14 protein-coding genes are annotated in these 13,255 nt (G+C 68.6%); 11 read left to right on the plus strand and 3 right to left on the minus strand.

The genetic code is table 11. The features are described 5' to 3' along the window. The first annotated feature begins 9 nt into the window (after positions 1 to 9). The 4 genes from thyX to DEU38_RS07980 all read left to right on the plus strand — a co-directional run bounded on the left by thyX (position 10) and on the right by DEU38_RS07980 (position 4,292). Positions 10 to 762 (plus strand): FAD-dependent thymidylate synthase, encoded by a 753-nt coding sequence (gene thyX, locus DEU38_RS07965; RefSeq protein WP_114719780.1) that lies wholly within the window; start codon positions 10 to 12, stop codon positions 760 to 762. A 66-nt stretch (positions 763 to 828) separates the two neighbouring features. Continuing rightward, entirely contained in the window at positions 829 to 1,737 is a 909-nt protein-coding gene (gene dapA / locus DEU38_RS07970) for a 4-hydroxy-tetrahydrodipicolinate synthase (RefSeq protein WP_114719782.1), read from the plus strand. Then, positions 1,734 to 3,656 (plus strand): ribonuclease J, encoded by a 1,923-nt coding sequence (locus DEU38_RS07975; protein WP_114719784.1) that lies wholly within the window; start codon positions 1,734 to 1,736, stop codon positions 3,654 to 3,656. The genes dapA and DEU38_RS07975 overlap by 4 nt, the downstream gene beginning before the upstream one ends. 51 nt (positions 3,657 to 3,707) lie before the next feature. Next, complete coding sequence (locus DEU38_RS07980) at positions 3,708 to 4,292, plus strand: DUF1992 domain-containing protein (protein ID WP_114719786.1); 585 nt, start codon at positions 3,708 to 3,710, stop codon at positions 4,290 to 4,292. A 6-nt stretch (positions 4,293 to 4,298) separates the two neighbouring features. On the opposite strand, the gene DEU38_RS07985 is transcribed toward DEU38_RS07980, so the two are convergent. After that, entirely contained in the window at positions 4,299 to 4,730 is a 432-nt protein-coding gene (locus DEU38_RS07985) for a pyridoxamine 5'-phosphate oxidase family protein (protein ID WP_114719788.1), read from the minus strand. 97 nt (positions 4,731 to 4,827) lie between these two features. On the opposite strand from DEU38_RS07985, the gene DEU38_RS07990 reads away from it, so the two are divergent. The 3 genes from DEU38_RS07990 to DEU38_RS08005 all read left to right on the plus strand — a co-directional run bounded on the left by DEU38_RS07990 (position 4,828) and on the right by DEU38_RS08005 (position 9,540). Then, on the plus strand, positions 4,828 to 5,451 hold the full coding sequence (locus DEU38_RS07990; protein ID WP_114719790.1) for a TIGR03085 family metal-binding protein: 624 nt from the start codon (positions 4,828 to 4,830) through the stop codon (positions 5,449 to 5,451). Between the two features lie 114 nt (positions 5,452 to 5,565). Next, positions 5,566 to 8,331: a DNA translocase FtsK gene (locus tag DEU38_RS08000; RefSeq protein WP_181818702.1), complete on the plus strand. Its 2,766-nt coding sequence runs from the start codon at positions 5,566 to 5,568 to the stop codon at positions 8,329 to 8,331. Positions 8,332 to 8,544: 213 nt separating this feature from the next. Continuing rightward, positions 8,545 to 9,540: a TerC family protein gene (locus DEU38_RS08005; protein ID WP_114719794.1), complete on the plus strand. Its 996-nt coding sequence runs from the start codon at positions 8,545 to 8,547 to the stop codon at positions 9,538 to 9,540. Between the two features lie 54 nt (positions 9,541 to 9,594). Here DEU38_RS08005 and DEU38_RS08010 read toward each other — a convergent pair whose 3' ends face one another. Together DEU38_RS08010 and DEU38_RS08015 are read right to left on the minus strand one after the other, a co-directional pair. Then, positions 9,595 to 9,879, minus strand: coding sequence for a YciI family protein (locus DEU38_RS08010; protein WP_114719796.1), 285 nt, complete (start codon positions 9,877 to 9,879; stop codon positions 9,595 to 9,597). A 43-nt stretch (positions 9,880 to 9,922) separates the two neighbouring features. Continuing rightward, positions 9,923 to 10,411: an amino-acid N-acetyltransferase gene (locus DEU38_RS08015; RefSeq protein WP_114719798.1), complete on the minus strand. Its 489-nt coding sequence runs from the start codon at positions 10,409 to 10,411 to the stop codon at positions 9,923 to 9,925. Between the two features lie 168 nt (positions 10,412 to 10,579). Between DEU38_RS08015 and pgsA the strand changes: the two genes are divergently transcribed. The 4 genes from pgsA to pspA all read left to right on the plus strand — a co-directional run bounded on the left by pgsA (position 10,580) and on the right by pspA (position 13,146). Continuing rightward, on the plus strand, positions 10,580 to 11,221 hold the full coding sequence (gene pgsA / locus DEU38_RS08020; RefSeq protein ID WP_114719800.1) for a CDP-diacylglycerol--glycerol-3-phosphate 3-phosphatidyltransferase: 642 nt from the start codon (positions 10,580 to 10,582) through the stop codon (positions 11,219 to 11,221). After that, positions 11,218 to 11,706, plus strand: coding sequence for a CinA family protein (locus DEU38_RS08025; protein WP_114719802.1), 489 nt, complete (start codon positions 11,218 to 11,220; stop codon positions 11,704 to 11,706). The genes pgsA and DEU38_RS08025 overlap by 4 nt, the downstream gene beginning before the upstream one ends. A gap of 73 nt (positions 11,707 to 11,779) precedes the next feature. Continuing rightward, positions 11,780 to 12,136 carry a helix-turn-helix domain-containing protein gene (locus tag DEU38_RS08030; protein WP_114719804.1) on the plus strand — a complete coding sequence of 119 codons (357 nt, stop codon included), beginning with the start codon at positions 11,780 to 11,782 and terminating at the stop codon, positions 12,134 to 12,136. A 185-nt stretch (positions 12,137 to 12,321) separates the two neighbouring features. Next, a complete protein-coding gene (gene pspA / locus DEU38_RS08035) occupies positions 12,322 to 13,146 on the plus strand; it encodes a phage shock protein PspA (RefSeq protein WP_114719806.1) in 825 nt (274 codons plus the stop codon). Positions 13,147 to 13,255 lie beyond the last annotated feature (109 nt).

The following is a 13,255-nucleotide window of genomic DNA, read 5'->3' on the forward strand; positions in this document are numbered from 1 at the left end:
GGGTGTGCGGTGCGGCAAGCGGTGTCCTTGAAGGTGCAGCTCATTGCGAAGACGGACTTCCTCCCGCCCGACGACATCCCCTGGGAGACCGACGCCGACGGCGGCGAGGCCCTCGCCGAGTTCGCCGGGCGAGCCTGCTACCAGAGTTGGTCCAAGCCCAACCCCCGCACCGCCACCAACGCCGGGTATTTGCGGCACCTGCTCGAGGTGGGCCACTTGTCGGTCCTCGAACACGGCAGCGTCAGCTTCTACATCACCGGGATCTCCCGGTCCTGCACGCACGAGTTGATCCGGCACCGGCACTTCTCCTACTCGCAACTGTCGCAGCGATTCGTGCGGGAGAACGACGCCAACGTGGTCGTCCCGCCCGCCATCGCCGGTGACGAGCGGCTCGAGGCGTTGTTCGCGAAGGCGACCGAGGCCAGCCGTGAGGCGTATACGGAACTGCTGGCGGCGCTCGAGGAGAAGCTCGCCGATGTGCCCAATGCGCCGGTACGCGGCAAGCAGGCGCGTCAGGCAGCGCGGTCGGTGTTGCCCAACGCCACCGAGACGCGCGTCGTGGTCACCGGGAACTACCGGGCGTGGCGACATTTCGTCGAGATGCGGGCCACCGAACACGCCGATGTCGAGATCCGCCGAGTCGCCGTCGAGTGTCTGCGTCAGCTCCGGAGCGCCGCGCCGAATGTGTTCGGAGACTTCGAAATCGTCACGCTGCCCGACGGTTCGGAGGTCGCGACGAGCGAGTTCGGTACGGTCGGCTGACGGACTCACCCCTCGAGGGTGCCGTGGTGTTCAAGTCTGTAACGCAGACCGGGTAGCCTTCTGACCATGACCTACGGTGATTCAGCTGCTTCCGTCGAGCGTCCGTTCGGCACCGTCCTCACGGCGATGGTGACCCCGTTCACCAAGGACGGCAAGCTGGACGTGGACGCCGGCGTACGGCTGGCCACCCACCTTGTCGACAACGGCTGCGACGGACTGGTACTGGCCGGAACCACCGGCGAATCGCCCACCACCACCGAGGACGAGAAGCTCGAGCTGCTGCGGGCCGTCATCGACGCCGTCGGCGACCGCGCCAAGATCGTCGCCGGTGCCGGCAGCAACGACACCGCGCACAGCGTCGAACTGGCTCGTGACGCCGCCCGCGCGGGCGCACACGGACTGCTCGTCGTCACGCCGTACTACTCGCGCCCGCCGCAGGCCGGCCTGTACGCCCACTTCACGGCCGTCGCCGATGCCACGGATCTGCCGGTGATGCTCTACGACATTCCACCCCGCTCCGTGGTGCCGATCGAGACGGAGACGATTCGCCGTCTCGCCGACCATCCGCGCATCCTCGCGGTGAAGGACGCCAAGGGTGATCTCAACGCCGGCGCCGAACTGATCGGCACCACCGACCTCGACTTCTTCTCGGGTGACGACCCGCTCAACCTGCCGTGGCTGTCCGTCGGCGCCGTCGGATTCGTGAGCGTCATCGGCCACCTGGTGCCCGAGCGCCTGCGCGCGCTGCACACCGCGTTCGGGGAGGGCGACATCGCCAAGGCCCAGGAGATCAATCTGAGCCTCGTCCCGGTGAACCGTTCCGTCGCGCGTCTCGGCGGCGTGAGCGCGTCGAAGGCGGGCCTGCGACTGATGGGTATCGACGTCGGCGAGCCGCGCCTGCCCCAGGTCGCGCCCACCACCGAGCAGATCGACATCCTGGCTGCCGACCTGCACGCTGCGGGGGTGCTCGCATGACCCGTCCCACACGTCGTCGTAGCGCCTCCCGTCAGGCCGGCCCGCCGACCCCGGCGGCCGAACAGACCGCCCCGGCTTCCGCGGCCGAGAAGCCCGCGCAGTCGGTGAAGTCCGGGAGCGAGGCCGCCCCGAAGCGGTCCGCCCCCGAGCAGCCAGCTCCGAAGAAGGCTGCCGCCCGGAAGTCGCCGGCCAAGAAGGCTCAGCGGTCGAAGGCCCCCGCGCCCGTGGCGGCCGACCCGACCGATCGGCTCGGCCTCCCGCCGAAGGCGCCGAAGAACGGCCTGCGGGTCGTCGCCCTCGGTGGCATCGGCGAGATCGGTCGCAACATGACCGTCTTCGAGCACCAGGGCAAGCTGCTGATCGTGGACTGCGGCGTGCTGTTCCCCGAGGACCAGCAGCCCGGCGTCGACCTGATCCTCCCGGACTTCCGGTACATCGAGGACCGGATGGGTGACGTCGAGGCCGTCGTCCTCACGCACGGTCACGAGGACCACATCGGCGCGATTCCGTTCCTGCTGCGCCTGCGCCCCGACATCAAGATCGTCGGCTCCAAGTTCACCCTCGCGCTGGTGGCGGCCAAGTGCCGCGAGCACCGGCAGCGCCCCAACCTCATCGAGGTCACCGAGGGCGAGCGGACCACCCACGGCCCGTTCGAGTGCGAGTACTTCGCGGTCAACCACTCGATCCCGGACGCGATCGCGGTCGCGATCCGCACGTCGGCCGGTGTCGTGCTGCACACCGGTGACATCAAGCTCGATCAGTTGCCGCTCGACGGCCGCCTCACCGACCTGGCCGGTTTCTCCCGCCTCGGCGACGAGGGCGTCGACCTGTTCCTCGTCGACTCCACCAACGCCGAGGTGCCCGGCTTCGTCACGCCCGAACGCGAAATCGGCGGCGTGCTCGACAACGTCATCGGCAAGGCCACGCAGCGCGTGATCGTCGCGTCGTTCGCGAGTCACGTGCACCGCATCCAGCAGGTCGTCGACGTCGCCAAGCGGTACAACCGCCGCGTCGCGTTCGTCGGCCGCTCGATGGTCCGCAACATGCAGATCGCGCAGGACCTCGGCTACCTCTCGGTGCCGGACGGCCTGGTCGTCGACATCGACACCGCCGCGAACCTGCCCGACGACAAGCTCGTGCTCGTGTCCACGGGTTCGCAGGGCGAGCCGCTGTCGGCGCTGTCGCGGATGGCCCGCGGCGAGCACCGTCAGATCAACATCCGCGCCAACGACCTCGTCGTGCTCGCGTCGTCGCTGATCCCCGGCAACGAGAACTCGGTGTTCGCGGTCGTCAACGGCCTCGCCAAGCGCGGCGCGACCGTCGTGACGCAGCAGAGCGCCAAGGTGCACGTCTCGGGTCACGCGTCCGCCGGCGAGCTGCTGTACCTGTACAACGCGGTGCGCCCCACCAACGCCATGCCGGTGCACGGCGAGTGGCGCCACCTGCGCGCCAACGCCGCGCTGGCCAAGGCGACCGGTGTCCCGGAGGAGCGCATCGTGCTCGCCGAGGACGGCGTCGTGGTCGACATGGTCGACGGCCTCGCGGAGATCGTCGGACGAGTTCCCGTCGGTCACGTGTACGTCGACGGCAACTCGGTCGGCGACGTCGGTGACTCGACGCTGTCGGACCGACTGATCCTCGGCGAGGGCGGATTCATCTCCATCTCGCTCGCGGTGGACTCGGCGACGGGCCGCGCGGTCAGCACGCCCGAGGTGTCCGGTCGCGGTTTCTCCGACGATCCCGCGGCCCTCAAGGAAGCCGCCAAGCTGGTCGAGTCGGAGCTCGTGCGACTCGCGGGCGAGGGCATCACGGACACCCACCGGATCGCCCAGGCCGTGCGCCGGGTGGTGGGACGCTGGGTGGCGGACAAGTACCGCCGTCGTCCGATGATCGTGCCCACCGTCATCGGCGTGCCGTAGCCCGACGGCCGGGCTCGGCTGTACGCGACGAACGAGGAGGTTGTCGCGACCGTGACCGAGCGCAAGCCCCCGCGCACCACGTTCGAATCCTGGGTCGAGACGCAGATTCGGAACGCATACGAACGTGGCGACTTCGAGAACCTCGCGGGGGCGGGGAAACCCATTCCGCCGGGCGACGCCGACGACTGGGTTCGCGGATACCTTCGACGGCAAGGCCTTTCGGCGGACGACCTGCTGCCGGAGCCGCTGCGGCTACGCAAGGACATCGAGCGGTTGCCCGACACGGTGCGGGGCGCGCGCACCGAACACGAGGTGCGCGCCGAGGTCGCCCGACTCAACCGACGGATCGCGGAGTGGCTCCGCAACCCGTCCGGCCCGCAGGTGCCGATCCGGCGCGTCGACGTGGACGAGGTGCTCGCGCGGTGGCGGGCGGGACGCGGGACGAGAACCGGCCCCGCCGACGGGCCCGACCACGGGCGGCTCGACGAGGAGACACGCCGGGCGCGGCGCGCCCTCGCGGCGGCCGCGCTCACCGAGGCCGGTTACGGCGAGATCCGACGCGCCGAGGTGCGCTTCGAACGCGCCCGGCGTCGCCGGTTCGGTCGCTTCTTCAGAAGGCTGCGCGCTGCGCGCTGACTCCCGTCACGACTCGAGCTTGCCGTAGTCGACGCTGAACCAGCGGTCCGGGCGCATCCGGATCAGGACCGCGCTGTCGTTGAACGATTCGCCGATGAACGCCTCCGCCTCCGCCTCCGGCAGGTACCGCTGCACGAGGGGCCGGACGTCGTCGGGGGTGACGGTGTCCTGGAAGGTGGCCGGGCCTTCCACACTGACGTAGCGGTACGGCGGCTGCTCGACCTGCGCGCACAGACTGAATCGTCCGCTGGCTCGGATCAGGCGCTCCTTGACGGTGCCGCGTTCGGTCCACACCATGACGTCTCCGCCGGGGGAGTAGTCGTACCAGATCGGTACCGCGAGCGGTGCCCGGCCGTCGCGTTCGGCCGCAATCACCCCGATATGCAGATCGGCGAGGAACTGCTCGCGTTCGTTCTCGGACATCGTGGTCTTCGACATGTGTCGCTCCTCTCGCACCGGGATCGGACACCCACCACGCTAGGGGTGCCCGCCGACGAGTTCGGGCGGTTCGGCAGATCTGCGGTTACCGTGTGGTGTGCCTTACGCCCGTGACGAACGCCACGCCCTGGTCGACACGATGCGCGCCGTCGGACCGGATGCGCCGACACTGTGCGGCGACTGGACCGCCCGCGACTTGGCCGCGCACCTGGTGCTGCGCGAACGCCGACTCGATGCCGCACCGGGCATCATGATCGGCCCACTGTCCGGCTACACCGAGCGCGTCCAGCACGGCATCGCCGGCCGCGACTGGAACACCCTGCTCGACGACGTCCGGTCCGGGCCGCCGGTGTGGTCTCCGTTCCGCCTCGTCGACGAGAAGGCCAATCTCGGGGAGATGTTCGTCCACCACGAAGACGTCCGGCGTGCTCAGCCCGACTGGCAGCCGCGCACGTTGCCGTCCGGGTTGCGGGACAAGCTGTGGGCGCTCGCGACCCGGATCGGACGAGTCGGTTACCGCCGGTCTCCGGTGAGCGTGGTCCTCGAACGCCCCGACGGCGGCAGGGAGACCGTCCGCTCGGCAGGCGCGGCGACAGTCACCCTGCGTGCAGAGCCCGCCGAACTGCTGCTGCACGCGTTCGGGCGCAACGAGGTCCGCATCGAGTTCGACGGGACGCCCGGCGACGTCGCCGCTCTCGCGGCGCTGGATCGTAGTTTCTGAGTCGACCGGCGGCCGGCGTCCGCGGGTGGTGTGACGCATCTTCCCGCCTGGTGAACCGGTGTGGCGGGTGTTGCGGATGGTCCGGATGGGGCCGTAGCGACTAACCTGGCCGGTATGGCAGGGAAGACGAGCGCCCGCGGATCGAGTTCGACAGCGTCCACGACGCGGACGGGCGCGCGCTCATCGTCGTCCACCCGAGCCTCGTCCTCTCGAACCTCGTCCACGGGAACCCGCGCCTCCGGGCGCGCAACCGGTGCGTCGTCGTCGGCACGCAAGTCGTCCGCGCCTCGCAAGTCGGCGCCGCGGAAGACCGCGGCCCCACGCGGTGGCGCGGGCACCCGTCGGCCCGCGGCGAAGTCGTCGGGCAGTGGCAGCGCTCTGTCCTCGGTCGGTCGCGGCATCGGTGCCGGCTGGTCGATGGTGGCCAAGGGCGTCGGAGCGACGACGCGCACGATGAGCAAGGCGACCGAGATCGAGCACGGCCACCGGCGTGACGGCATTGCGCTCGCGCTGATCGCGGTCAGCGTCGTGATCGCCGGTGGCATGTGGTTCTCCGCGGGCGGTCCGGTGGGGGAGTGGATCGAATCCGGCGTCCGAGCCGTGGTCGGCGCGGTCGCGGCGATTCTGCCGATCCTCGGTGTCGCGATCGCGGTCGTGCTCATGCGGACCGAACCCAAACCGGACATCCGGCCGCGACTGATCCTCGGATCGCTTCTCGTCGGGTTGCCGGCCGTGGGTCTGTGGCACATCGCTTCGGGTTCCCCGACCGCGTCGGACGGTTGGTCGGCAGGCGCCGGCGTGGTCGGCTACGTCGTCGCCGGACCGCTCACCAGTGGTGTGACCGCGTGGCTCTCCGTGCCGCTGCTCCTGCTGGCGATGTTCTTCGGTGTCCTGTTGCTCACCGGCACCACCGTCCGTGAGGTTCCGGAACGGTTCCGGGCGTACTTCGGCACGTCCTACCACGACGACTACGACGACGCCTACGACCACGCCGACGACCCGGATTTCCACGACGACTACGACGCTGGTTACGACGACGATGCGTCTCGTTTCGATGCTGACGGGTACCCCGTAGACGAGGCTGCCGAGGCTGCCGAGGCTGCCCGCGCCGCGGAAGCTGCGCGCCCGGCGCGCAGGACCCCGCGTCGTCGACCGACCACGCCGGAACAGAACTACCCGACCGACGAGGTCCACCCCGACGTGGAGACCGAGGTCCTCGGGCTGTGGGATCCGGGCGACCCGACGCCCGAGCCGCCGGCGCCCGAACCGGAGCCCGAGCCGGCGGCAGCGCCGCGCCCGAAGCCGCGCGCCAAGGTGACGCCCGCCCCCAAGCCGGAACCGGCGAAGGAGGAGATGGAGGCCCTCGTCCCGGATCGGGTCGTCGAGGGCGACTACGCGCTGCCGCCCACGTCCCTGCTGATCGAAGGCGATCCGCCCAAGCTCGGCAGCAAGGCCAACGATGCGATGATCGAGGCCATCACCGAGGTCCTCCAGCAGTTCAAGATCGATGCCGCGGTCACCGGCTACACGCGGGGGCCGACGGTCACCCGCTACGAGGTGGAACTCGGTCCGGGCGTCAAGGTCGAGAAGATCACCGCGCTCGCCCGCAACATCGCGTACGCGGTGGCTACCGACAACGTCCGACTGCTCGCGCCCATCCCCGGCAAGTCGGCCGTCGGCATCGAGGTGCCGAACTCGGACCGCGAGATGGTGCGCCTGGCCGACGTCCTGACCGCGCCGGCCACCCGCAAGGATCATCACCCGCTCGTCATCGGCCTCGGCAAGGACATCGAGGGCGACTTCGTGAGCGCGAACCTCGCGAAGATGCCGCACCTGCTGGTGGCGGGCTCCACCGGCTCCGGTAAGTCCAGCTTCGTCAACTCGATGCTGGTGTCGCTGCTCACCCGAGCCACCCCGGACGAGGTCCGGATGATCCTCATCGACCCCAAGATGGTGGAGCTGACGCCGTACGAGGGCATCCCGCACCTGATCACCCCGATCATCACCCAGCCGAAGAAGGCGGCGGCCGCGCTCGCGTGGCTGGTCGAGGAGATGGAGCAGCGCTACCAGGACATGCAGGCCAGCCGGGTGCGGCACATCGACGACTTCAACTCCAAGGTCAAGTCCGGTGAGATCACGGCGCCGCTGGGCAGCGAGCGGGTCTACCGCCCGTACCCGTACATCCTCGCGATCGTCGACGAGCTCGCCGACCTCATGATGACGGCGCCCCGCGACGTGGAGGAGGCGATCGTGCGCATCACGCAGAAGGCGCGCGCCGCCGGTATCCACCTGGTCCTCGCGACGCAGCGGCCGTCGGTCGACGTCGTGACCGGTCTGATCAAGACGAACGTGCCGTCCCGCCTGGCGTTCGCGACGTCGTCGCTCACCGACTCGCGGGTCATCCTCGACCAGCCGGGTGCCGAGAAGCTCATCGGCATGGGCGACGGGCTGTTCCTCCCGATGGGAGCGGGCAAGCCGATCCGCATGCAGGGCGCGTTCATCACCGACGAGGAGATCTCGGCGGTCGTCGACTTCGCCAAGAACCAGGCCGAACCCGAGTACACCGAGGGTGTCACCGCGGCAAAGGCGGGGGAGAAGAAGGACGTCGACCCCGACATCGGCGACGACATGGACGTGCTGTTGCAGGCCGTGGAGTTGGTCGTGTCGAGTCAGTTCGGTTCCACGTCGATGCTGCAGCGCAAGCTGCGCGTCGGGTTCGCGAAGGCCGGCCGCCTGATGGACCTGATGGAGACCCGTGGTGTCGTCGGCCCCAGCGAGGGGTCGAAGGCGCGTGAGGTGCTGATCAAGCCCGACGAACTGGAGGGGCTGCTGTGGTCGATCCGCGGCGGCGATCCGGAATCCTCGGACGACGGGAACTGACCGTTATGTCCGAGTTCGGCCGTGGCCGGGCCTGTGTGGTTCAATAGAAAGCACTTTGGAGGGGAGTATCCCCAATCCTGCGACAGACTCGTCAACACGATCGGCACCGTTGCCGGTCCGGTTCTGTCGGCGGATCCGATCCGGTCTCCCGACCGGTGGATTCGCGGGAGAGACCTCCGGTGGTGAAACGTACCTACCGGAGGGCTATCGCTGATGCACGTCTCCCCGCTCGTCTGGGTTATCACCTGCGTGGTGATCCTCGGACTCTTCGTCTTCGACTTCTTTGCGCACGTGCGCACCCCGCACGCCCCGAGTTTCCGCGAGTCCGCGTTCTGGTCCGCGGTCTACATCGGCATCGCGATCATCTTCGGACTCGTCGTGATGTCGATATGGGGCACCACGTTCGGTGGCGAGTACTTCGCCGGCTACGTCACCGAGAAGGCGTTGTCCGTGGACAACCTCTTCGTGTTCGTGATCATCATGTCGACGTTCGCGGTGCCGCGGCAGTACCAGCAGAAGGTCCTGCTCATCGGCATCGTCATGGCGCTCGTGATGCGCGGCATCTTCATCGCCGTGGGTGCAGCGGCGATCAACACCTACAGCTGGGTGTTCTACCTGTTCGGCGCGTTCCTGATCTACACCGCGGCCAAACTCGTCAAGGATTCCGGTCACGAGGCCGAGTCCGAGCAGGAGCGGGAGAGCAAGGTCGTCTCCCTCGCGAAGCGGTTCCTGCCGACCACCGAGGAGTACGACGGCGACAAGCTCGTCACCAAGATCGACGGTAAGCGTGTCGCAACCCCGCTGCTGCTCGCGCTGGTCGTCATCGGCTTCACCGACGTCCTGTTCGCGCTCGACTCGATCCCCGCGATCTACGGCCTCACGCAGGAGCCGTATCTGGTGTTCACTGCCAACGCGTTCGCGCTGATGGGTCTACGTCAGCTGTTCTTCCTCATCGGCGGCCTGCTCGAGCGCCTGGTCTACCTGTCGTACGGCCTCTCGATCGTCCTCGCGTTCATCGGCGTCAAGCTGGTCCTGCACGCGCTGCACGAGAACACGCTGCCGTTCATCAACGGTGGTGAGCACGTGGCGGTGCCGGAGATCTCCACGGTGATGTCGCTGGGCGTCATCCTCGGTGTGCTCGTGGTGACCGCGGTGGCGAGCCTGATCAAGACCCGCAACAAGTCCGACGACACGCCGGTCCACAACTAGGCGGGACGCCGGCCGGGGTGACCCGGCCGGCACCGTCTCGGACTGCTCGACGGACTACTTGACGAAGACGCCGAAGACCGGGATCCATTCGCGTGCGACCCGTCGTTCCACCAGGTCGGCCTTCGCGAACGGATCCTGGTCGAAGAGGGACTCCACCTCGTCGGTGGACGACGCCTCGACCATCATCAGGGCGCCGCTGCCGTCCGCGAACGGGCCCGACGAGTGCACGATGCCGCGGCGGACCAGATCGGCCAGCCACGCCCGGTGATCGGTGCGATGATCGTCGCGCTGCGCGGACTTCTCGTGCGCGTAGGTGTACTCGACGGCGAACAGTGGCATGATTCCTCGTTCCCGGGATCTGGAAGTGCGGGGTCCGGAGTGCTCAGAGCGTCAGCAGCATACGGGTATTACCCAGCGTATTCGGCTTGACGTAGCTCAGGTCCAGGAACTCCGCGACGCCGGTGTCGTACGACCGGCACATCTCCGCGTACACCTCCGCGGTGACCGGGGTGCCCTCGATCTCGGCGAACCCGTGCTTGGCGAAGAAGTTCACCTCGAACGTCAGCACGAACAGCCGCTCCAATTCGAGTTCGCGCGCCACCTCGATCAACTTCGCGACCACCAGGTGACCCGCGCCCCGGCCCTTCACCTGGGGGTCGACCGCGACGGTCCGGACCTCGCCCAGGTCGGACCACAGCACATGCATCGCACCGCACCCGACGACCGCGCCGGCCTGCTCGACGACCCAGAACTCCTGAACCGCCTCGAACAGCGTCACGAGATTCTTCTCGAGCAGGATCTTTCCTGCGTAGATGTCGATCAGCCTCTTGATCTCCGGTACGTCCGAGGTGCGCGCGCGGCGCACCAGCATCTCTTCAGCCTCGTTCGTTCCAGCCGTCGGAGTCCCAGATGTCATGTGGTGCACAGTAGTGGTAGCCGCAACAGATATTGTGAGCAGTGTGCCGCCCCGATCCATCGCCCCACACCACGTCCCGTTCGTCTCGGGTGTGCCTGGGCTGACCGTCGGATCGGCGCGGCCGTGAGTGCGCCGAAGAGCTCGCCGCGTCGAGACGTTGCCGCCGCCCCGGACGCGTTGCCCGCCGACGGCGTCGCCCCGCACGCCCCGGTTCCCCTGGTCAACATCGCCAATATCCTGACGGTGCTGCGTATCGTCCTGGTGCCGGTGTTCCTTGCCGCGCTGTTCGCCGACGGTGGCCATTCCACGGGTTGGCGTATCGCGGCGGCATCGATCTTCGCGGTGGCCGCCATCACGGATCGGATCGACGGGCAGTTGGCCCGCAAGCACGGTCTGGTCACCGATTTCGGCAAGATGGCCGACCCGATCGCCGACAAGGCTCTGATCGGCGCCGCGCTCGTCGGACTGTCGATGCTCGGGGACCTCTCGTGGTGGGTGACCGGCATCATCGCGGCACGCGAACTCGGGATCACGCTGATGCGCTTCGCGGTCCTGCGCCACGGCGTGATTCCCGCCGGGCGCGGCGGGAAACTGAAGACGCTGGTCCAAGCGGCGGCGATCGGCTTCTATCTCGTTCCGCTGCCGGACGGTTTCGCGCCGTTCAGCGCGGCGCTGATGGGCCTTGCGGTGGTGCTCACGGTCGCGACCGGCCTCGACTACGTGGTCCAGGCGGTGCGACTTCGCGCCGGCGCCGGGCGCGCATGACCGACCCGCTGACGGGTGCGGTGCCCGCCCGCGAACTGGTGGAGGCGCTGACCCGCCGCGGGCAGACCGTCGCCACGGCGGAGTCGCTGACCGCCGGCCTGCTCGCGGCGACCCTGGCCGGTGTGCCGGGGGCGAGCGATGTGCTCCGGGGCGGGCTGATCGTGTACGCGACCGAGCTCAAGGGCGCGCTCGCCGGTGTCGACGCCGACGTCCTCAATCGTGACGGTCCGGTGGCACCGACCACCGCGGCGCAGCTCGCGGACGGCGCACGCGCGCGATGCGGCGCAGACTGGGGCGTCGGACTGACCGGGGTGGCCGGCCCGGACCCGCAGGACGGGCACGGCCCGGGAACCGTCTTCCTCGCTGTGGCCGGACCCGACGGAACCGAGGTCACAGCCCTGGACCTGGACGGTGATCGGTGGGAAATTCGTCTCGGCAGCGTCCGCTCGGCGGTGTCGAGTTTGCTCGAACGTTTGTCGCGATAGGGTTTTGGGAACCAATCGCTTGCGCTCGTGCGTTTGTATTCACGAGTGGGGTGTCGGATGAAGGAGGAGCGAGATGGCGCTGCTATTGCGTGAGGCAATCGGTGACAGTCTTCGGCGCACACGCGTTTCGCAGAGCCGGACCCTGCGCGAGGTGTCGAACAGCGCTCGGGTCAGTCTCGGCTACCTGTCCGAGATCGAGCGGGGCCGGAAGGAGGCGTCGAGCGAGTTGCTCGCGGCCATCTGCGACGCCCTCGAGGTTCCACTCTCCGAGGTATTGGTCGACGTGAGCGAGACGCTTGCCGTCGCGCCGCGTGAGAACGTGGACCGCGGTGCCGTGGCGACCGACCCGCGGAAGGTCAGCGGTCGCATCGCACAGGACACGCGCGTCGTGATCCCGGCGCCCAGCGCGCGTGCGCTGGCGGCGGCGTAAGCGGTGCCGTCGAACCACGGAAACGGCTAGATTCACAAACAGAAGATCGAGGAATCACCGAGCGACTCCGGTCGGTGGCCTCCGATCGGACGAGCAGGTAGGGGCAGAGCCCGAGTTCGATGCGTGACGGTCGCGCATCGGGTCGCGCATCGCGCGGCGCAGCAGATGGAGGCAGGATCACACCCATGGCTAATCCTTTCGTCAAGGGATGGAAGTACCTGATGGCGCTCTTCAATTCCAAAATTGATGAGAAGGCCGACCCCAAGGTTCAGATTCAGCAGGCGATCGAGGACGCCCAGCGTCAGCACCAGGCACTGTCCCAGCAGGCTGCATCGGTGATCGGCAACCAGCGCCAGCTCGAGATGAAGCTCAGCCGCCAGCTCGACGAGGTGGAGAAGCTCAACGCCAACGCGCGTCAGGCCGTCACCCTCGCCGATCAGGCCGCCGCCGCCGGCGACATGGAGAAGGCCACGCAGTACACCAACGCTGCCGAGGCCTTCGCCGCCCAGTTGGTCACAGCGGAACAGGGCGTCGAGGACCTCAAGGCCCTGCACGACCAGTCGCTGCAGGCGGCCACCCAGGCCAAGAAGGCCGTCGAGCAGAACGCGATGACGCTGCAGGCGAAGGTCGCCGAGCGGACCAAGCTGCTCAGCCAGCTCGAACAGGCGAAGATGCAGGAGCGGGTCAGCGAGTCGCTGCGTTCGATGGACAGCACGCTGTCCGCCCCCGGCAACACCCCCAGCCTCGACGCTGTCCGGGACAAGATCGAGCGCCGCTACGCGGACGCCCTCGGCTCGGCCGAGCTGGCCCAGAACTCGGTGCAGGGTCGCATGATGGAGGTGCAGCAGGCCAGCGTGCAGATGGCCGGTCACAGCCGCCTCGAGCAGATCCGCGCATCGATGAAGGGCGACGCCCTGCCGTCCGGCGGCACCGCCGCCGCGCCGGCCAAGCCTGCCATCGCCCCCGAGCCGCCCACGGCATCCGCCAACGGCGAGACCCCCGCGCAGTAGAAGCCTGCGCGACGACAACGACATCGGTTCGATGAGCAACACACGAGGTGGCCGGTCCGGGCGCAAGTCCCGGCCGGCCACCTCTGCATTCGGAGAGAGCGCGGGTCTC

Source organism: Rhodococcus sp. AG1013, assembly GCF_003350365.1.
GTDB lineage: Bacteria > Actinomycetota > Actinomycetes > Mycobacteriales > Mycobacteriaceae > Prescottella.

Excerpts from the sequence above, each read along its gene's own strand:
- pspA (WP_114719806.1), top strand. The coding sequence starts at position 12,322 with ATGGCTAATCCTTTCGTCAAGGGATGGAAGTACCTGATGGCGCTCTTC.
- DEU38_RS08000 (WP_181818702.1), top strand. The coding sequence starts at position 5,566 with ATGGCAGGGAAGACGAGCGCCCGCGGATCGAGTTCGACAGCGTCCACG.
- dapA (WP_114719782.1), top strand. The coding sequence starts at position 829 with ATGACCTACGGTGATTCAGCTGCTTCCGTCGAGCGTCCGTTCGGCACC.
- DEU38_RS08005 (WP_114719794.1), top strand. The coding sequence starts at position 8,545 with ATGCACGTCTCCCCGCTCGTCTGGGTTATCACCTGCGTGGTGATCCTC.
- DEU38_RS07975 (WP_114719784.1), top strand. The coding sequence starts at position 1,734 with ATGACCCGTCCCACACGTCGTCGTAGCGCCTCCCGTCAGGCCGGCCCG.
- DEU38_RS08025 (WP_114719802.1), top strand. The coding sequence starts at position 11,218 with ATGACCGACCCGCTGACGGGTGCGGTGCCCGCCCGCGAACTGGTGGAG.
- DEU38_RS08010 (WP_114719796.1), bottom strand. The coding sequence starts at position 9,879 with ATGCCACTGTTCGCCGTCGAGTACACCTACGCGCACGAGAAGTCCGCG.
- DEU38_RS08015 (WP_114719798.1), bottom strand. The coding sequence starts at position 10,411 with ATGCTGGTGCGCCGCGCGCGCACCTCGGACGTACCGGAGATCAAGAGG.
- DEU38_RS08030 (WP_114719804.1), top strand. The coding sequence starts at position 11,780 with ATGGCGCTGCTATTGCGTGAGGCAATCGGTGACAGTCTTCGGCGCACA.
- DEU38_RS07985 (WP_114719788.1), bottom strand. The coding sequence starts at position 4,730 with ATGTCGAAGACCACGATGTCCGAGAACGAACGCGAGCAGTTCCTCGCC.